The sequence below is a fragment of the Azospirillum sp. genome, assembly GCF_035628975.1.
GTDB lineage: Bacteria > Pseudomonadota > Alphaproteobacteria > Azospirillales > Azospirillaceae > Azospirillum.
In genome coordinates this window covers 1-17393 of sequence record NZ_DASPIS010000045.1, presented here as the reverse complement: position 1 = coordinate 17393, position 17393 = coordinate 1, and the positions used below count along the sequence as shown (strand labels likewise).

Sequence of the window (17393 nt, the reverse complement as noted above, 5' to 3'; positions counted from 1 at the left end):
AGAAGATCCCGACGGCCGGCGGCCTCTCCGACACAATCGGCGATGGCCGGGGGGCTTCCGGGATGACACAATGTTCGGCCGTGCCGCCATTGCCCCGGCGAGGCAACCTCACCGATGGGCGACTCAAAGCGGGACGGGTTACCGCTCCAGCCAAACGGACAGTCGATGAAGGACGTCACGCAGGACACGATTCTCGTTCACGCCGGCCGCGATCCGCGGAACAACCACGGCATCGTCAATCCGCCGGTCTATCACTGTTCGACCGTGCTGTTCCCGACCCTCGACGCGCTGGAGGAAAGCGACCGCAACACGCTGGAAGGCGTGCATTACGGCCGCATGGGCACGCCCACGACCTTCGCCTTCGAAGAGGCGGCGGCGGCGCTGGAGGGCGGATTCAAGGCGGTGAACACCGGTTCCGGGCTTGCCGCCATCGCGGTCGCCCTGTCGGCCTTCACCAAGGCCGGCGACCATGTGCTGATCACCGACAGCGCCTATGGCCCGACCCGGCGCTTCGCCAAGGAGACGCTGGCGCCCTACGGCGTCGAGGTGGAGTTCTACGATCCCTGCATCGGCGCCGGCATCGACGCGCTGCTGCGGCCGAACACCAGCGTGGTCTTCCTCGAATCGCCGGGATCGCTGACCTTCGAGGTGCAGGACGTTCCGGCCATCGCCGCAGCGGCGAAGAAGGTCGGCGCCACGGTGATGATCGACAATACCTGGGCCACCCCGCTGTTCTTCCGCCCGTTCGACCATGGCGTCGACCTGTCGATCCATGCCGCCACCAAATATATGGTGGGCCATGCCGACGCGATGCTGGGCGTCGTCACCTGCCGCGACGAGGCGACCTGGACCGCGGTGAAGAAGGCGGCCACCCGCTTCGGCATCTGCGGCGGACCGGACGACCTCTATCTCGGCCTGCGCGGACTGCGGACCCTGTCGGTGCGCATGCGCCAGCATCAGGAAAGCGCGCTGGCGCTCGCCGACTGGCTGTCGGCCCGGCCGGAGGTGACGCGCGTGCTGCACCCCGCCCGTCCAGACTTCCCCGGCCATGCCCTGTGGAAGCGCGATTTCACCGGGTCGAGCGGCCTTTTCTCCATCGTCATCAACCAAGTCCCGCGCAAGGCGCTGGCGGCGATGCTGGACGGGATGGAGCTGTTCGGCATGGGCTACAGCTGGGGCGGCTTCGAAAGCCTGATCCTGCCGACCCGGCCGGCCGCCGTGCGCTCCGCCACCCGCTGGACCGATCCGGGACAGGTCCTCCGCCTGCATGCCGGGCTGGAAAGTGCCGACGACCTGATCCGCGACCTGGACGCCGGCTTCCGCCGGATGGCCGCCGCCCTGTAAGCGCCGGACCTGTGAGGAGTGATTTGCCATGACGGACACACCGTCTCTTGATGCGGCGCCGTTCGAAGAGGTTCTGGCCGCCATCCGCTTCACCGCCGACGGGCTGGTGCCCGCCATCGCCCAAGCGGACGGCACCGGCGAGATCCTGATGATGGCCTGGATGAACCGCGATGCGGTGGTCGAGACTCTGGCGACCGGCCGGGTCTGCTACTGGTCACGCTCGCGCGGCGGGCTGTGGCGCAAGGGGGAGACCTCCGGCCAAGTGCAGCGGCTGAAGGATTTCCGGGTCGACTGCGACGGAGACACCCTGCTGCTGATCGTGGAGCAGGACGGCGTCGCCTGCCACACCGGACGGCGCAGCTGCTTCTATCGCGCCTGGCGCGACGGGCGGCTGGAGACCATCCAGGAGGTCGAGACCGATCCGGCCATCCTCTATGGCGGGCATTCGCACAGCCACGGCTGAGCGGGCTGGACGGGAGACGAGTCGCCGCCACCGCGGTGACGGTTCGTGAGCGATCGTTGATCCACATCAACGCCACACCCCCGCCGAAGGGTATAGAAACCTTCTTGTCTCTAACCCTCCCTGTATATGACTGCGCCGGGCGTTCCTATGAACGCCCGGTTATTTTTTGCCCGGTCGCCGGCTTCGCAATCTCGGTCACTGGATGGCGCGTTTGCGTCGCCGAACCTCTTTCGGACGATCCGCTCCGTCACTGTCGTCCGACCGGGGCGTAGGGCCTTCCTTTGCGCAACATGCCCTTCCGCCCTGCAACAGGTGTCCTTTTGCAAGCCGAAGCCTGTCCATATGGGGGAGAAAACCTACTTTGTGTCTCAAGAACAAACCGCTTCCAGTCACAAATACAACGAAAAAAGAAACATAAAGGATCGATCATTTAATCAATGTATGAACATCTGTGTCATTTCCTCAAATCCCCTTTGTATTGCTCCTTTATCGCTTTTCGACCGCCCCAGCCCCATGGTTAACATCTGGTTAATCGTTAACAGCACGTTAACGGCACTGATGGAGAGACGCCATGCGCCAGTTCTGGGGGACTTCGAACAACGACACCATGACCGGCACCGCCTATGACGACCGTCTTGACGGTCTGGACGGGGACGACCGTATCAACGGCGCCGGCGGGAACGATCTGCTGTATGGCGAACGCGGAAACGACTCGCTGATCGGCGGGCTGGGCAACGACAAGTTCTATGGCGGCGACGGCAACGATTGGCTCGGCGATCCCTATGGGAACGAGGCCGGGAATGACTCGATGTGGGGCGATGCCGGCAACGATCAGTTGTTTGGCGGCGAGGGCAACGACCTGCTGAATGGCGGCACCGGCGACGACATCGTCAAGGGCATGCGCGGCAACGACACCATGATCGGCGGCAGCGGCAACGACATGCTGTACGACAGCTACCGTGACGGCGGCGCCGACCTGTTCCAGCCGGGCACCGGCAACGACAGCATGGTCAGCTATACCGACGGTCTGGTCGACCGCTTCCTGATCGAACAGGCGACCGGCGGCTTCGGCACCGACACGATCAATTACTTCGAGAAGGGCATCGACCAGATCGAGTTCCACGGCTATCGCGCCTGGGAGATGGGGATGACCAGCAGCGGTTCGGCCACGACCTTCGCCTTCACCGACGGCTCGTCGCTGACGGTCGATCAGATCGGGCTCAGCGCCGGCCAGGACTTCATCTTCACCTGACCTGTCCGGACGGAGGGCTCCCGCGGGCGATGGGGTCACCCCGTCGGCGCGCGGGACCTCCGGCACGGTTTGCGCTGTTGCATGGGCGGGACATACCCGCGCCCTTTGAAAGGCGCGCCGCCAGAAGAAGGGCCAAGAACCGATGGACCAACGCCGCCAATCCCTCCGACCGCGTCTCCTCCTGTCGGTGCCCCTTCTGTCGGCATTGGCGCTGGGTGCCTGCGCCGGTTCCTCCGACATGGGGGGCGTGCCCTCGGCCGAGGTGGCGACCAGACCGCCGATCGAACTGGTCGGCCTGACGGTGCAGACGGCGGACGGACGGCGCATCCTGGGCAACGTGTCCGATCTGGTGATCGGGCCGACCAACCGGGTGGAGCAGGCGATCGTCACCGTCGGAGCCCCCCGCTACCCGACCGAGCACAAGGTGACGGTCAACAGCGAAAACCTGCGCTATGCCCACAACCGTCAGGCCGTGATCCTCACCGGCATGACGGTGGAGCAGTTCGCGGCCCTGCCGCCCACCGGCGTCAGCGACCGCATGATGTCGCTTGGCGGCGGTCTCGGCGGTGGCCCAGGCAGCGGGTCTCCGCTCGCGGCCAGCGGCACGACGCCGACCAACTGGGCTGGGGCCACCCAACCCCGCTGATCTTTCTCGCTGACCCTTTCCCGCTGGAAGCGCACGCATAAAAAAGGGGGCCGGACGAACCGGCCCCCATTTTCGTTCAGGCTTCCGTTCAGGCGATCGCCGTCACTTGCCCTGAAGCTGCTTCATGATGTCGTCGGCCTGATTGTTCTCCGGCTCGGCAGGAGCGCCGAAGGGCGGAGCAACGTCCTGGTTGTCGAAGGCCGGAATCTCGATCCTCACGTCGTCCAGGTTGATCGCCGGGCCCTTGTCGCGGCCGGCATCGACCATCTGCGGGAAGGCGATGACGAGGGCGACCATGATGAGCTGAATGACCACGAAGGGCACCGCACCCCAATAGATCTGGCCGGTGGTGATCCTCGCGATCTTCTGTCCGGTTATCTTGTCGATGTAGTCCGTCTTCGGCGCCACCGACCGCAGGAAGAACAGGGCGAAGCCGAAGGGCGGGTGCATGAAGCTGGTCTGCATGTTGACGCCCAGCAGCACGCCGAACCAGATCAGATCAATGCCCAGCTTGTCCGCCACCGGCCCCAGCAGGGGGACGATGATGAAGGCCAGCTCGAAGAAATCGAGGAAGAAGGCCAGGACGAAGATCAGGATGTTGCAGACGATCAGGAAGCCCAGCTGGCCGCCCGGCAGGCTGGTCATCAGATGTTCGACCCAGAGGTCGCCGTTGACGGCGCGGAAGACCAGACCGAACACGGTCGAACCGATCAGGATGAACACCACGAAGGACGACAGCTTGGCGGTCGAGTCCATAGCCTGACGCATCAGGCTCCAGCTGAGCTGGCGCTTGGCCAGCGCCAGCAGGATGGCGCCGGCGGCACCCATGGCGCCACCCTCCGTCGGAGTCGCGATTCCGAGGAAGATGGTGCCCAGCACCAGGAAGATCAGCACCAGCGGCGGCACCAGCGAGGTGATGACGCGCAGCAGCAGCTTGGCGCCGCGCAGCGTGCGGGCCTCCAGCGGCAGGGCCGGCACCGCGGACGGGCGGATGATGCTGGTGAGCAGGATGTAACCGGTGTAGAGGCCGGTCAGCACGAGCCCGGGGATCAGCGCACCGGCATACATGTCGCCGACCGAACGGCCGAGCTGGTCGGCCAGCACGATCAACACCAGCGACGGCGGAATGATCTGGGCCAGCGTGCCCGACGCCGCGATGACGCCGGACGCGATCCGGCGGTCATAGCCGTAGCGCAGCATGATCGGCAGCGAGATCAGGCCCATGGAGATCACCGACGCGGCGACGACGCCGGTGGTCGCCGCCAGCAGCGCGCCGACGAAGATCACCGCATAGGCCAGGCCGCCGCGGATCGGGCCGAACAGCTGCCCGATGGTGTCGAGCAGATCCTCGGCCATGCCGGAGCGTTCAAGGATCAGGCCCATGAAGGTGAAGAAGGGAATGGCCAGCAGCGTGTCGTTGCGCATGATGCCGAACACGCGTTCCGGCAGCGCCTGCATCAGCGCCGGGGTCAGCAGACCCAGCTCGATGCCGATCAAACCGAACACGAGGCCGTTGGCGGCGAGCGCGAAGGCAACCGGGAAACCCATCAACAGGAAAAGCACCAGCGCGCTGAACATCAGCGGCGCCATATTGGCGGTAACGAACTCGACCATCAGGGGCGCTCCCGGTCCTTAGGAATGGCTGTGCATCTTCTCGCCCGGCTCGTCACGATGGCCGGTGAGATAGGCGATGCGCTTGATCAGCTCCGACACACCCTGTGCGGTGAGCAGGAAGAAGCCGACCGGGACCAGAATCTTCGCGGGCCAGCGGATCAGGCCGCCGGCATCGCTCGACATCTCGTGGGTGAGGTAGCTGTCCAGGAACATCGGCCAGGACAGCACCATGATCAGGATCGTCATCGGGAACATGAAGACCAGGATCCCGAAGATGTCGACCCAGGCCTGCACCCGCTTGGAGAAGCGACCGATCACGATGTCGATGCGGATGTGCTCGTTGCGCAGGAACGTATAGCCGGCGCACAGCAGGAACACGGCCGAGAACAAATACCACTGCAGCTCCAGCCAGGCGTTGGAGCTGGTGTTCAACCCGTAACGGATGACCGCGTTGGCCGAACTGACGACGACGGCGACCAGCACGAGCCAGTATGCCAGCTTGCCGATGCCCTCGTTCACGGCATCGATCAGCCCGCTAAGTTTAAGCAGACCTCTCAAAGGAGAAACCTCCCTGTTGCAGGGGGCGCGGCCTTGGCCGTCCCCTTTTGCTTTTGTTGCAGCCGCATAGGCGCGGCAGGTCGCAACCCTCTCTCGGACGGAGGGTATACCAAAAGATAGGATTGGACGGGACTATTCCTTTCCGGGCATTCACCGGCAAGGGCTACGTTGGAGCTACGTAGAAACCCGTAGATCCGACTGCGGTGCGGACCGGATGCCCCGACTCCGGAGCCGTGTCACTCGTCCGTCGGGATGTCCGCAGTGCGCCAGCCGTCCTCGCCCAGGCATTCCAACGGGTGGAACTTCGCCTTATAGGCCATTTTGCGGCTGTGGGCGATCCAGTAGCCGAGATAGACGTAGGGCATGCCGGCCAGCCGCGCCCGTTCGATCAGCCCGAGGATCATGAAGGTGCCGAGGCTGCGGCGGTCCTGCGCCGCATCGTAGAAGCTGTAGACCGCCGAATAGCCGTCGGACAGCCGGTCGGTCAGCATGCAGCCCACCAGTTGGCCGCGGTCGTCGCGGGCCTCCAGCAGGCTGGTGTCCGCCCTGCCCTCGTCCACCATGGCGGCGAAATCGCCCATCGCCATGCGGGCCATGTCGGAATCGCCGTGGCGGGAGTTCTGGTAGAGCGAGAAAAGCCGGTATTGCTCGGACGTGGCGTAGGCCGGCCGCTCGGCCAGCGTCACCCCGGCATTCTGTTTCAGCACCCGGCGCTGCGACCGCGACGGCACGAACTCCGCAACCGGCACGCGCACCGGCACGCAGGCCTGGCAATTGGGGCAGACCGGGCGATAGACGATGTCGTGGCTGCGGCGGAAGCCGGCCCGCGACAGGGTGGAGTTCACCTCGGTCGCGTAGGGACCGATCAGGCGCGTGAACAGCTTGCGTTCAACACGCCCCGGCAGGTAGGGACAGGGCATGGGCCCCGACCGGAAGAATTGCTGCAGGGGACGCTGCGGCGGCTGGATGACCGACATTCTGACCGACAACCACCACGACAGTGAGGACGATACGGAGGAGCGTCGCCGCCCCTCCGCCGGACCCGCAGCTTACTGCGACTGGCTCTGAACCGCCAGAGGCGGCTGAACGCCGAAGAAGGCCTGGGCGATCTCGGTGGTGATGACGCTCAATTGCAGTTGGATCCAGTCGAGATACTCGTGCAGGCCGTCGCGCAGTACCGCATCGATCGGCCGGGACAGCAGGGCCCCCAGCAGCTCGTCCACCCGCTCCATCGCCGCCGACCCGCCGCGCAGGTCATAGCGCGAGCGCATCCGCGTCAGCACCCCGTCGATCTGCCGCACGCACATCACCACCGACCGCGGGAACCCCTCGTTGAACAGCATGAAGCCGGCGACGGTGGTCGGCGACATGCCGCGGGGATAGACGCGGCGGAAGGCGTGGTAGCCGGCGGTGCAGCGCAGGACCGTCGTCCATTGGCTGACGTCCAGCGTGGACCCGACCTCGACCGGAGACGGCAGCAGGGTGTGGTACTTGATGTCGAGAAGGCGCGTGGTCTGGTCCGCCCGCTCGATATACTTGCCCATCTGGTAGAAGTACCAGCCCTGGTCCCGGTAGAAGGTGCCTTCGGTGATGCCGGTATGGGTCTGGCACTCCTCCTTGATCCAGGTGCAGACCTTGGACAGGTTCTGCGTCGCCACGTCCTTGACCGACATCTCCAGCAGCTTGTTGTGGAACACGTTGATCTGCGTCCACATCTCCGTCGAAATCCAGGGGCGCAGGGTCCGCGCGTTCTCCCGCGCCATCCGCAGCATCGACAGCAGCGAATTCTGGTTCTGCGCGTCGAACATGTAATAGTGGATCACCGCCTCCGCCGTCGGGCGGTCATGGCGGCTGAAGAAGTCCTTCTCGTCGGCGTTCAGCTGGACGATGGAGAACCAGTTGGTGGCCCCGCGGGTGTCGCGCGCGAAGGTCTCGTGCACGTCCAGGATGCGGGCCAGATTTTCGGCCCGCTCCATGTAGCGAGCCATCCAGAAAATGCACTCGGCGTAACGGGCGAGCAGGTTCATGCCGCACCACCTTCCAGAACCCAGGTGTCCTTGGAGCCGCCGCCCTGGGACGAGTTGACGATCAGCGTGCCCTTCTTCAGCGCCACGCGCGACAGGCCGCCGGGCAGGACCCAGGTGCTCTTGCCGGTGATGGCGAAGGGGCGCAGATCGACATGGCGCGGCTCGATGGCGTCGTCGCAGACGGTCGGGCAGACCGACAGGTCGACGACCGGCTGGCTGATGTAGTTGGACGGATCGGCCAGCAGCTTGGTCCGGCAATCCTCCAGTTCCGCCTTGCTGGCGCGCGGACCGATGGTGATGCCGTAGCCGCCGGCCTCGCCCACCGGCTTCACCACCAGATCGGCCAGGTTGTCCAGCGTGTATTGCAGGGCGTCCGGCTCGCGGCAGATGCGGGTGTCGACGTTGGGGATGATCGGGTCCTGGTCCAGGTAGTATTTGATCATCCGCGGGACGTAGCAGTAGACCGCCTTGTCGTCGGCCACACCGGTGCCGATGGCGTTCGCCAGCGCGACATTGCCTTTGCGATAGGCCTCCAGGATGCCGGGCACGCCCAGCAGGCTGTCGGGATTGAAGGCTTTTGGATCGAGGAAGGCATCGTCCAGCCGGCGGTAGATCGAATGGACCGGGGCCAGACCGTTGGTCGTCTTCATGAAGACGCGGTCGTTGTCCACCACCAGATCGCGCCCCTCCACCAGCGGCACGCCCATCTCGCGCGCCAGGAAGATGTGCTCGAAATAGGCGGAGTTGTAGGTGCCCGGCGACAGCAGCACCACCTGCGGGTCGTCGACCGGCGCGATCTCCACCATCGCATCCAGCAACTTGTGGCCGTAATTGTCCACCGGGCGGATGCCGATGTCCTGCATCAGGTCGGGGAAGACCCGCTGCATCATGTGGCGGTTTTCAACGACGTAGGAGACGCCCGACGGCACGCGCCCATTGTCCTCCAGCACCCGGAAGGTGCCATGGCGGTCGCGCACCAGATCGGTGCCCATGATGTGGATGTAGGTGTTGAAGGGAACGTCCAGCCCGATCATCTGCGGGCGGAAATTATGGTTCCCTTCGACCAGATCCCGCGGGATCACACCGTCCTTCAGGATCTTCTGGTCGTGATAGATGTCGTGCAGGAACAGGTTCAGCGCGGCGACCCGCTGCGTGACGCCTGCCTCCAGATGCGACCATTCCGGCGCGGAGATCACGCGCGGGATGACATCGAACGGCAGGATGCGGTCGACGGCGTCCTTGTCGGAATAGACGATGAAGGTGATGCCGAGATTGTAAAGCTCCCGCTCCGCATCCTGCGCGCGTCGGCGCAGTTCATCGAAGTCGAGTGCGGCCAGCCTTTGGCGGATCAGCGCCGTATGTTCTGCCGGCAAATCCATGGCTCCGAACAACTCGTCGAAGTACAGGCCCGGATTGTAGGATGACAAAAGGTCGGACGGTTTGCCCTCGGGTACGCTCACAGACTCCCCCGCGCTTGTATCTGACCGATCATCGCGGGCCGGGCGGCATCGCCCCGGCCATGTCGCATTGTGCAGGAAGTATGACCCATCGCCGCGCGCTTTGAACAGGGCAAACGCGTGCGCCGTTGTGCGACGCAATGACAAAGCAAGAATTCGGACGCGGAGGCTTCCGGAAATTAGCGCCAAAGTACCAATAGCGCGAAAGTGTTATCGTGCTTTGGTCGCGCCCGCCGCAGCATTGGGAGCGGCGGCATTGCCGGACTGGCCGCCGGCGGCCGGTGCCGCCTGGGTTTCGCGCAGCAGAACCATGGTGATGCGCCGGTTGCGCGGGCTGTTGGGCTGGTCGGCGACGAGAGGGTCGCGGTCGGCCTTGCCGACGACGTCCTGGATTCGCGCCGGATCGATGCCGCCGGACAGCAGGGCGCGGCGGGTGGCGTTCGCCCGCTCCGTCGACAGATCCCAGTTGTCGCGGCCGGACCCCGCCGGGAATGGCGTGGAGTCGGTATGGCCGCTGATCGACAGCCTGTTGGGCAGCTTGGACAGGGCCTTGGCCACCTGCTGCACCAGCTGGCGGGTCTGCGGATACATCTGGCCGGAACCGCCGGGGAACATAGACACCCGGTCCTGATCGACGATCTGGATGCGCAGGCCTTCCGGCGTCTGGTCGATCATCAGGTTCTGGGCCAGCGGCTCCAATTCCGGCACCGACTGGATGGCCTGACGGATCTCGGTCGCGGCCTGCTGGAACTGGCGGGCCTCCTTGGCCGCACCCTGCAGGCTTTCCATCGCCTCCTTCACCCGCTCCCCGAAGTCGGACAGCTTCTCGCCGGGCTTCTGGCCGGGAATGCCCAGCTGCCTGGCGAGTTCCTCCATCCGCTTCTGGAATTCGGCGCGGGTCTCGTTCGGCTTCTGGTCGGCGACATCCGCATCCGCCGCGGCGCCGTTGGCGGTGGCCTCCGTGCCCGACTGGCCGGGTCCGGTGCCCTGGCCGGGACCGGTCGCGGATTCGGTCGGGTCGTCGGCGTCCTCGGTCTGCTGCGAGGAATAGCCGGGCGGTCCCGAAACCGGCACGTCGGCGGACATGGGTGAGCTGGGAGAGATCTGCGCGCCCGGCACCGTGATGGTCTTGCCGCCCAGCATGCCGCCGGAGCCCGACTGTTCCCGGCTGACCGAGACGGGCGAGAAATAGTCGGCAATCCCCTTGCGCTGGTCCGACGTGGTGACGTTCAGCAGCCACAGCAGCAGGAAGAAGGCCATCATCGCGGTCACGAAGTCGGCATAGGCGACCTTCCACGCGCCGCCATGGTGGCCGCCGTGCCCGCCCTTCTTCTTCTTGATGATGATCGGCCGCTCGTTGCCGCCGGAATTCCCGCTCATGCCCTGGCCGTGGCGAATGGTTCACGGCCCAAAGGCCGATTTTCGCGCGCGGCGTCCCGATGGATGCCGCGACGAAAGCAGCGGCCGTCCGCCGCGGCAAAACCCTGACGGGGTTTCATTAAGATCCGTTTAACGACGTTGCCCGGGCCGGAACTGCGGCGGAGATGCGGCTTGCACCGGGTGGCGTGCTGGATTAATTCCCGGTATTTCCTACCTTGAGTGTCATCTTCGGCGGCTCCAAGGCCGTCGGCGGTTGCCCTGCCCTGTCCGTCCCCTCCACCTTGGCCCGCATCACAGGACGTCATGACCACCGAACAGCCGATCGATCCGCTTGCGTTCCGTTCCGCCCTCGGCTGCTTCGCCACCGGGATCGCCGTCATCACCACCATCGCCCCCGACGGGTTGCCGCTGGGAGTCACGGTGAATTCCTTCTCCTCGGTGTCGCTCGATCCGCCGCTGGTGCAGTTCTGCCTGGGCCGGGCGGCGATGTCCTTCGAGGCCTTCAACATCGCGCCGCATTTCGCGGTGAACATCCTGGCCGCCGACCAGGAGGAGCTTTCGAACCGCTTCTCCCGCCGCGACCTGCAGGAGCGCTGGTCCGGTCTGGAGACCACCACCGGCCGCGGCGGCGTGCGCCTGCTGACCGGCTGCCTCGCAACCCTGGAATGCGACCGCGAGCATCTGCTGGACGGCGGCGACCACGTCATCGTGCTGGGCCGGGTGCGCAAGCTGACCTCGCGGGAAGACGGCGACCCGCTGCTGTACTTCCGCGGCCGCTACGCCCGCCTGGGCTGATTGGTGGACGATCGCTGGAACCCAGGCAAGGGGAGAGGGGCATCTGCATTCCTAGAATGCTTGCTTGTCCTACCCGGCCGCGCGGTGAAGGTCGCGGCCGGTCAGGTGGATGTTGGCGTCGGGATCGAGCGCGCGCGCCATGATGCGCTGTTCGGTCGCCCGTTCGAACAGGGAGCGGTTCATGCAGACCTGCTGAACCGCCTCCTCCGGCTTCGGCGTGTGGCCGACGATGCCCTGCAGGGTGCGGCGGGTGACGAAGACCCGGCCCAGATATTCCCCGACCTGCACCGGAAACTCCACGGCGTCGACCTCCTCGTTCCAGAACGGCTCGTCGGGAAACAGGAAAATGGGCATCGGGTCCTCGGCGGCCAGGGATCGGATCGCAATCACTTCAGGACATAGGTGATATCATAGCCGCTGCGTTTGAAGCGCGTCTTCAGCAGCGTGCCGTCCGCCGCGAACCACAGGTCGCGTTCGACATCGCCTTCGATGCGGTGGTGGGCGGCCTCCACCGCCTTGCCGCCGGCCTCAACCGGCTCCGCCCCGAGCTTGCGCGCCGCGACCTTGTAGGGGGCGCCGTCGATGACCGACAGAAGCTGCGTGTGCTTCAACACCTGCGGAGTCCACAGGGTCAGCGGCAGAGTGCCGGCGGGTGCCTGCTGGGCCTTGCCGTCCACCGTCAGGCGATAGCCGGCGGCATCGCGCGCCATCTCGATCCTGTGCGGCGTGCCGTCGTCGTCCGTGGTGGCGGTCATCGACTCCAGAACGCCGCCCTTCCACAGCTCTTCCCGCTTGTGGTCGTAGCGGAAGTTGATGAACAGCACCTTCACCCGCGTGGTGGCGGTGACGGTGACCTTGGTGCGGTCGCCCTGCGGTTCGATCTTCACCTGCTCGCTGCCGATGGGATCCTCGCCCATCAGGATCTGGTAGGTCAGCGTCCGTGCTGTCCCTTGGGCTGCTCCCTGTGCGGCGGCGGTGCCCGTCAGGCCGGTCAGCAGCGAGGCCGCCATCAGGGTAGCGGACAGGGTGGCGCATTTGGTGCGCGTCGTCGTCATGTGTGTTTCCTCCCGGTTCGGTGCGGTCGGCGGCTCTTGCGGCCGCTCAGTCGTCCAGCAGCTGCGCCAGCTTCATCGCAACGCCCATCGATCCCTCGACCTTCAGCTTGCCCATGGTGAAGGCCAGCATCGGGTTCAGCTTGCCGTTGATCAGCTTCTGCAGGTTTTCCGGCGTGATGCGGATGGTGCAGTCGGCTTCGGCATCCTCGCGGCTGATGCTGATCGGGTTGGCGCGGCCATCGACCCGGATCACCTCGCCCTCCTTGCCCAGCAGGAAACGGACCGAGGCGTTGAGCGAGCGCAGATCGCCGCTGCGGCTGCGCAGTTCCTGCAGAATGTCGTCGACCATGAAAGCATGCCCTCAGGATTGTTCGTAGGACTGGCCTTGACAGTAGGCGCGCATTACGTTTACGTCAACGTCATAACGAAAGCGTTTCAGACGCCCGCCGCCCCTCGATGCCGGCTGTCAGGTGATCCGGAACGCGCCACCGCCGAGGGGAGCGAAACATGCCCGAGCCGCTTGCGCAGAGCGCCCACCCGACCACCGCATCAGACACCACTACCGACTCCGCCAGGCCCTGGCTGGCGCATTATCCCAAAGGAATCGTCTGGGACCAGGACTTCGCGCCGATGCCGCTGCACATGCTGTTCGAGCAAGCGGCCGGACGCTATGCCGACCGCCCCTGCCTCGACTTCCTGGGCCGGCGCTACACCTACGCCGAGGTGCTGGATCTGGTGAACCGCGCCGCCCGTGGCTTCCAGGATCTGGGCGTCGGGCCGGGGGTGCGGGTGGGCTTGTGCCTGCCCAACTGCCCGACCTACGTCATCTCCTACTTCGCGGTGATGAAGGCCGGCGGCACCGTGGTCAACTACAACCCGCTCTATGTCGAGCGCGAGTTGGAGCACCAGATCACCGACTCGCAGACCGAGATCATGGTGACGCTGGACCTCAAGCAGATCTATCCGCGGGTTGCGGCGATGCTGGACAGCACGCCGCTGAAGCGTATCGTCGTCTGCCGCATGCCGACGATCCTGCCGGCGGTGAAAAGCGCGCTGTTCCGCGTGCTGAAGCGCAGCGAGATCGCCGCGGTGCCGCGCGACAACCGTCACCTCGATTTCGACAGCCTGCTGGTCAATGACGGCACGCTGCGCCCGGTGCGCATCGACGGACTGCGCGACGTCGCCGTGCTGCAATATACCGGCGGCACCACAGGCGTGCCAAAGGGCGCGATGCTGACCCACCACAACCTGCTGTCGAACGCCCAGCAGGTGCAGGCGTGGTTCCCCACGGTGGCGCTGGGGCAGGAGCGCATGCTTGCGGTGCTGCCCTTCTTCCATGTCTTCGCCATGACCGTGGTGCTGAACATGGGCTTGGCCTGCGGGGCCGAGTTGATCATGCTGCCGCGCTTCGAGACGGAGCAGGTGCTGAAGACCATCGCGAAGCGCAAGCCGACCCTCGTCCCCGGGGTGCCCACCATGTACAAGGCGCTGCTGGGCCACCCGCAGGTCGCCCGCTATCCGATGACCTCGATCCGCTACTGCATCTCCGGCGGCGCGCCGCTGCCGATGGAGTTGAAGCGCCAGTTCGAGACGGCGACCGGCTGCGTCCTGATCGAGGGCTACGGGCTGTCGGAAGCCTCCCCCGTCTGCGCAGCCAACCCGCTGAACGGCGTCAACAAGGAGGGCTCGATCGGCCTGCCGCTGCCCGGCATCACCATCGAGATCCGCGACCTCGAAGACCCGGCCCGCAAGCTCGGCATTGGCGAGAAGGGGCAGGTGGCGATCGCCGGGCCCAACGTCATGGCCGGATACTGGGGCCGAGCGGAGGAAAGCGACCGCACCGTGGTCGACGGCTTCCTGCTGACCGGCGACGTCGGGACGATGGACGAGGACGGATACGTCTTCCTGCTCGACCGGCTGAAGGATCTCATCATCTGCAGCGGCTACAACGTCTATCCGCGCATGATCGAGGAGGCGATCTACCAGCATCCCGACGTGGTCGCCGCCTGCGTCATCGGTTTGCCCGACGATTACCGCGGCCAGACGCCGAAGGCCTTCGTGCAGTTGAAACCGGGTGCCACCCTGACCGCGGAGGCCCTGCGCGACTTCCTGCGCGACAAGATCTCCCGCATCGAGATGCCGACCGCCATCGAGTTCCGCGAGGAACTGCCCAAGACTGCCGTCGGCAAGCTGTCGAAGAAGGAACTGATCGCCGAGGCGCAGCAGGCACTATCGAACGGAGGATGACCCGAAGTCACCATCCTGACCCGGACGTAAAGGGAAGCCTTATCACGCGACGGCAGCTGTGCTACCAAACGACAGGCGCATTGTGCCGGACACGAACAAAAGGTCTTCCCAGGGATGGAACAGCTCTACACGGTCAACCAGCTTGCGGAAGAGCTGGGCATCACGCCGCGGGCTCTGCGCTTCTACGAGGTCAAGGGATTGCTGGCGCCCAACCGTGTCGGCAACAACCGGGTCTATACGAAGCGCGACCGCGCCCGGCTGAAGCTGATCCTGCGCGGCAAGCGCCTGGGCTTCTCGCTGGCGGAGATCCGCGAATATCTCGACCTCTACAACGTCAATGGCGGGGTGGAGCAGCAGAAGAACCTGTTGAAGCGCGTGCAGAAGCGGCTGAAGGACCTCGCCCAGCAGCGCGAGGATCTGGAGGCCACCGTGCAGGAACTGCACGACATCGAGGTGCAGGTCACCAACACCCTGGCGGACTTCAAGGCCGCCGCGAAGGACAGCTGACCGGCCGGGCGCCCGACGCGCTCCGGTCGGCCCTGACGAGGGATCGGAGCATGAAGGGACAAGCTCGGCCACAGGCGGCAGTCGCCCCCCACCCGGGTGACGCGGGAGAGCGGTCATGAACCTGATCTTCCGACTGCTGGCGGTTGCCGCCGCCGCCATCATTGCCGCTTGGCGCGGTCGCCGCGCCGGGCTGCTGGAGCCGTCGACGCTGCGGTTCCGGGTCTGGCCGACCGACTTGGACATCAATCTGCACATGACCAACGCGCGCTATTTCAGCGTGATGGATCTGGGGCGGACCGATCTGATGATCCGCGTCGGGCTGGGTCCGGCGATCTTGCGCAACCGCTGGCAGCCGGTGCTGGGCGGGGCCACCATCCGCTACCGCCGCTCGCTGCGGCCGTTCCAGCGCTTCACGCTGGTCAGCCGGGTGCTGTGCTGGGACGAGAAATACATCTTCATCGAACACCGCATGGAAACGCGGGGCGGGCTGGCCGCGCTGGCCGTCGTCCAGGGCGCCTTCGTCGGCGCCGGGAGCGTCATTCCGCCGGCCGAGGTTCTGTCCGCTCTCGGCACCTCCGCCGCCTCCCCGCCGATACCCGACGCGGTCGCCGCCTTGCGCGGGCAAGGCCTGTCCGCCGCCTAAAGTCCAATCAAGAACACCATCCGAGAGGAGACACGCCATCATGAAGGTGCTGGTGCCCGTGAAGCGGGTCGTCGATTACAACGTGAAGGTCCGCGTCAAGGCGGACGGCAGCGGCGTCGAGACCGCCAACGTGAAGATGAGCATGAACCCCTTCGACGAGATCGCCGTCGAGGAGGCCGTCCGCCTGAAGGAAGCCGGCAAGGCGACCGAGATCGTCGTGGTGTCCGTCGGCCCGACCCAGGCGCAGGAGACCCTGCGCACCGCTCTCGCCATGGGTGCCGACCGCGCCATCCTGGTGCAGACCGACGTCACCACCGAACCGCTGGCCGTCGCCAAGGTCCTCAAGGCCCTGGTCGAGAAGGAGGCGCCGGGAATGGTGATCCTCGGCAAGCAGGCGATCGACGACGACTGCAACCAGACCGGCCAGATGCTCGCCGCCCTGCTCGGCTGGGGCCAGGGCACCTTCGCCTCGAAGGTCGTGGCTGATGACGGCACGGTCGCGGTCACCCGCGAGATCGACGGCGGTTTGGAGACGGTGGAGCTGAAGCTGCCGGCGGTGGTCACCGCCGACCTGCGCCTCAACGAGCCGCGTTATGCTTCGCTGCCCAACATCATGAAGGCGAAGAAGAAGCCGCTGGAGACGGTCACGCCGGACGCCCTGAGTGTCGATGTGACGCCGCGGCTGAAGACGGTGAAGGTCGCCGAGCCGGCCAAGCGTCAGGCCGGCATCAAGGTGCCGGACGTCGCCACGCTGGTCGACAAGCTGAAGAACGAGGCGCGGGTGATCTGAGGGGGCGCCGGCCCCGGTGCCCCCACCCTAGCCCTCCCCCGCTCCGCGGGAGAGGGAACTCCGCCGCTTCGCGACTCGGTTCACGCCGACGAGCGTCCTACCCCCTCTCCCGCGAAGCGGGGGAGGGATGGGGAGGGGGCAATCCGCAGTCCGCAGCCGACACCTCACCACCCGCCAACCAAGGACCCGCCCTATGCCCATCCTGATCCTCGCCGACCACGACAACGCGAGCCTCAAGCCCGTCACCGCCCACGCAGTCACCGCCGCTGCCAAACTGGGCGCCGACATCCACGTCCTCGTCGCTGGCCGCAACGCCGCCCCCGCCGCGGAGCAGGCCGCGAAGCTGGCCGGTGTCGCCAAGGTGCTGCTCGCCGACGATGCCGCCTACGAGCACGCCCTGGCCGAGCCGGTCGCGGCCCTGCTGGTGTCGCTCGCCTCCGGCTACAGCCATCTCCTCGCCGCCGCCACCTCCACCGGCAAGAACGTGCTGCCGCGCGTCGCGGCATTGCTCGACGTGGCGATGGTCTCCGACATCACCGCCGTGGTCTCTTCGGATACGTTCGAGCGGCCGATCTATGCCGGCAACGCCATCGCCACCGTGCAGTCGGCCGATGC

General features: G+C 65.9%; 18 protein-coding genes and 1 pseudogene. 10 read left to right on the top strand and 9 right to left on the bottom strand.

Features of this window, described 5'->3' with window-relative positions; all coding sequences use genetic code 11:
• Nucleotides 1–165: 165 nt before the first annotated feature.
• The 4 genes from metC (at nucleotide 166) to VD964_RS09725 (ending at nucleotide 3705) form a co-directional block, all read left to right on the top strand.
• A complete protein-coding gene (gene metC / locus VD964_RS09740) occupies nucleotides 166–1344 on the top strand; it encodes a cystathionine beta-lyase (RefSeq protein ID WP_324868024.1) in 1179 nt (392 codons plus the stop codon).
• Between the two features lie 28 nt (nucleotides 1345–1372).
• Nucleotides 1373–1807 carry a phosphoribosyl-AMP cyclohydrolase gene (hisI, locus tag VD964_RS09735; RefSeq protein WP_324868022.1) on the top strand — a complete coding sequence of 145 codons (435 nt, stop codon included), beginning with the start codon at nucleotides 1373–1375 and terminating at the stop codon, nucleotides 1805–1807.
• Nucleotides 1808–2378: 571 nt separating this feature from the next.
• The gene (locus tag VD964_RS09730; RefSeq protein WP_324868020.1) at nucleotides 2379–3059 is read left to right on the top strand and encodes a calcium-binding protein; all 681 of its coding nucleotides are present in this window, start codon (nucleotides 2379–2381) and stop codon (nucleotides 3057–3059) included.
• A 142-nt stretch (nucleotides 3060–3201) separates the two neighbouring features.
• Entirely contained in the window at nucleotides 3202–3705 is a 504-nt protein-coding gene (locus VD964_RS09725; protein WP_324868018.1) for a PRC-barrel domain-containing protein, read from the top strand.
• A gap of 102 nt (nucleotides 3706–3807) precedes the next feature.
• Here VD964_RS09725 and VD964_RS09720 read toward each other — a convergent pair whose 3' ends face one another.
• From VD964_RS09720 to VD964_RS09695, 6 genes are all read right to left on the bottom strand, one after another.
• Nucleotides 3808–5319 (bottom strand): TRAP transporter large permease subunit, encoded by a 1512-nt coding sequence (locus VD964_RS09720; protein WP_324868016.1) that lies wholly within the window; start codon nucleotides 5317–5319, stop codon nucleotides 3808–3810.
• Nucleotides 5320–5337: 18 nt separating this feature from the next.
• Nucleotides 5338–5877, bottom strand: a complete 540-nt coding sequence (locus VD964_RS09715; protein ID WP_324868014.1) for a TRAP transporter small permease subunit — start codon at nucleotides 5875–5877, stop codon at nucleotides 5338–5340.
• A 236-nt stretch (nucleotides 5878–6113) separates the two neighbouring features.
• Nucleotides 6114–6854: an arginyltransferase gene (locus VD964_RS09710; RefSeq protein WP_324868011.1), complete on the bottom strand. Its 741-nt coding sequence runs from the start codon at nucleotides 6852–6854 to the stop codon at nucleotides 6114–6116.
• Nucleotides 6855–6926: 72 nt separating this feature from the next.
• On the bottom strand, nucleotides 6927–7904 hold the full coding sequence (locus tag VD964_RS09705) for an alpha-E domain-containing protein (protein ID WP_324868009.1): 978 nt from the start codon (nucleotides 7902–7904) through the stop codon (nucleotides 6927–6929).
• Nucleotides 7901–9283, bottom strand: a complete 1383-nt coding sequence (locus VD964_RS09700; RefSeq protein WP_247883573.1) for a circularly permuted type 2 ATP-grasp protein — start codon at nucleotides 9281–9283, stop codon at nucleotides 7901–7903. Before VD964_RS09700 ends, VD964_RS09705 begins: the two co-directional genes overlap by 4 nt.
• 288 nt (nucleotides 9284–9571) lie before the next feature.
• On the bottom strand, nucleotides 9572–10741 hold the full coding sequence (locus tag VD964_RS09695) for a flagellar motor protein MotB (RefSeq protein WP_324868006.1): 1170 nt from the start codon (nucleotides 10739–10741) through the stop codon (nucleotides 9572–9574).
• 303 nt (nucleotides 10742–11044) lie between these two features.
• Here VD964_RS09695 and VD964_RS09690 point away from each other — a divergent pair, with 303 nt between their 5' ends.
• Nucleotides 11045–11536 (top strand): flavin reductase family protein, encoded by a 492-nt coding sequence (locus VD964_RS09690; protein ID WP_324868004.1) that lies wholly within the window; start codon nucleotides 11045–11047, stop codon nucleotides 11534–11536.
• A gap of 69 nt (nucleotides 11537–11605) precedes the next feature.
• Here the strand turns inward: VD964_RS09690 and VD964_RS09685 are convergent, their stop codons facing one another.
• From VD964_RS09685 to VD964_RS09675, 3 genes are read right to left on the bottom strand one after another with little or no spacing between them, the layout of a single operon-like run.
• Nucleotides 11606–11890 carry a DUF1488 domain-containing protein gene (locus VD964_RS09685; RefSeq protein ID WP_324868002.1) on the bottom strand — a complete coding sequence of 95 codons (285 nt, stop codon included), beginning with the start codon at nucleotides 11888–11890 and terminating at the stop codon, nucleotides 11606–11608.
• 32 nt (nucleotides 11891–11922) lie between these two features.
• Entirely contained in the window at nucleotides 11923–12591 is a 669-nt protein-coding gene (locus tag VD964_RS09680) for a DUF6134 family protein (protein WP_324868000.1), read from the bottom strand.
• Between the two features lie 46 nt (nucleotides 12592–12637).
• Nucleotides 12638–12940, bottom strand: coding sequence for an SCP2 sterol-binding domain-containing protein (locus tag VD964_RS09675; RefSeq protein ID WP_200198226.1), 303 nt, complete (start codon nucleotides 12938–12940; stop codon nucleotides 12638–12640).
• Between the two features lie 158 nt (nucleotides 12941–13098).
• Here VD964_RS09675 and VD964_RS09670 point away from each other — a divergent pair, with 158 nt between their 5' ends.
• From VD964_RS09670 to VD964_RS09650, 5 genes and pseudogenes are all read left to right on the top strand, one after another.
• Nucleotides 13099–14838, top strand: coding sequence for a long-chain fatty acid--CoA ligase (locus VD964_RS09670; RefSeq protein WP_324867995.1), 1740 nt, complete (start codon nucleotides 13099–13101; stop codon nucleotides 14836–14838).
• Nucleotides 14839–14952: 114 nt separating this feature from the next.
• Nucleotides 14953–15345 carry a MerR family DNA-binding transcriptional regulator gene (locus VD964_RS09665; RefSeq protein WP_324867993.1) on the top strand — a complete coding sequence of 131 codons (393 nt, stop codon included), beginning with the start codon at nucleotides 14953–14955 and terminating at the stop codon, nucleotides 15343–15345.
• Nucleotides 15346–15460: 115 nt separating this feature from the next.
• A complete protein-coding gene (locus VD964_RS09660) occupies nucleotides 15461–15988 on the top strand; it encodes a thioesterase family protein (protein WP_324867989.1) in 528 nt (175 codons plus the stop codon).
• Nucleotides 15989–16028: 40 nt separating this feature from the next.
• Nucleotides 16029–16778, top strand: a complete 750-nt coding sequence (locus VD964_RS09655) for an electron transfer flavoprotein subunit beta/FixA family protein (protein ID WP_324867987.1) — start codon at nucleotides 16029–16031, stop codon at nucleotides 16776–16778.
• 193 nt (nucleotides 16779–16971) lie between these two features.
• Nucleotides 16972–17393: pseudogene (locus VD964_RS09650) on the top strand (electron transfer flavoprotein subunit alpha/FixB family protein); the annotation flags it as partial.

Coding starts and splice junctions, on each gene's coding strand:
- VD964_RS09700 (WP_247883573.1), bottom strand. CDS start 9,283: ATGGATTTGCCGGCAGAACATACGGCGCTGATCCGCCAAAGGCTGGCC.
- VD964_RS09675 (WP_200198226.1), bottom strand. CDS start 12,940: ATGGTCGACGACATTCTGCAGGAACTGCGCAGCCGCAGCGGCGATCTG.
- VD964_RS09710 (WP_324868011.1), bottom strand. CDS start 6,854: ATGTCGGTCATCCAGCCGCCGCAGCGTCCCCTGCAGCAATTCTTCCGG.
- VD964_RS09725 (WP_324868018.1), top strand. CDS start 3,202: ATGGACCAACGCCGCCAATCCCTCCGACCGCGTCTCCTCCTGTCGGTG.
- metC (WP_324868024.1), top strand. CDS start 166: ATGAAGGACGTCACGCAGGACACGATTCTCGTTCACGCCGGCCGCGAT.
- VD964_RS09660 (WP_324867989.1), top strand. CDS start 15,461: ATGAACCTGATCTTCCGACTGCTGGCGGTTGCCGCCGCCGCCATCATT.
- VD964_RS09665 (WP_324867993.1), top strand. CDS start 14,953: ATGGAACAGCTCTACACGGTCAACCAGCTTGCGGAAGAGCTGGGCATC.
- VD964_RS09720 (WP_324868016.1), bottom strand. CDS start 5,319: ATGGTCGAGTTCGTTACCGCCAATATGGCGCCGCTGATGTTCAGCGCG.
- VD964_RS09670 (WP_324867995.1), top strand. CDS start 13,099: ATGCCCGAGCCGCTTGCGCAGAGCGCCCACCCGACCACCGCATCAGAC.
- VD964_RS09695 (WP_324868006.1), bottom strand. CDS start 10,741: ATGAGCGGGAATTCCGGCGGCAACGAGCGGCCGATCATCATCAAGAAG.
- VD964_RS09680 (WP_324868000.1), bottom strand. CDS start 12,591: ATGACGACGACGCGCACCAAATGCGCCACCCTGTCCGCTACCCTGATG.
- VD964_RS09690 (WP_324868004.1), top strand. CDS start 11,045: ATGACCACCGAACAGCCGATCGATCCGCTTGCGTTCCGTTCCGCCCTC.
- VD964_RS09655 (WP_324867987.1), top strand. CDS start 16,029: ATGAAGGTGCTGGTGCCCGTGAAGCGGGTCGTCGATTACAACGTGAAG.
- VD964_RS09705 (WP_324868009.1), bottom strand. CDS start 7,904: ATGAACCTGCTCGCCCGTTACGCCGAGTGCATTTTCTGGATGGCTCGC.
- hisI (WP_324868022.1), top strand. CDS start 1,373: ATGACGGACACACCGTCTCTTGATGCGGCGCCGTTCGAAGAGGTTCTG.
- VD964_RS09730 (WP_324868020.1), top strand. CDS start 2,379: ATGCGCCAGTTCTGGGGGACTTCGAACAACGACACCATGACCGGCACC.
- VD964_RS09685 (WP_324868002.1), bottom strand. CDS start 11,890: ATGCCCATTTTCCTGTTTCCCGACGAGCCGTTCTGGAACGAGGAGGTC.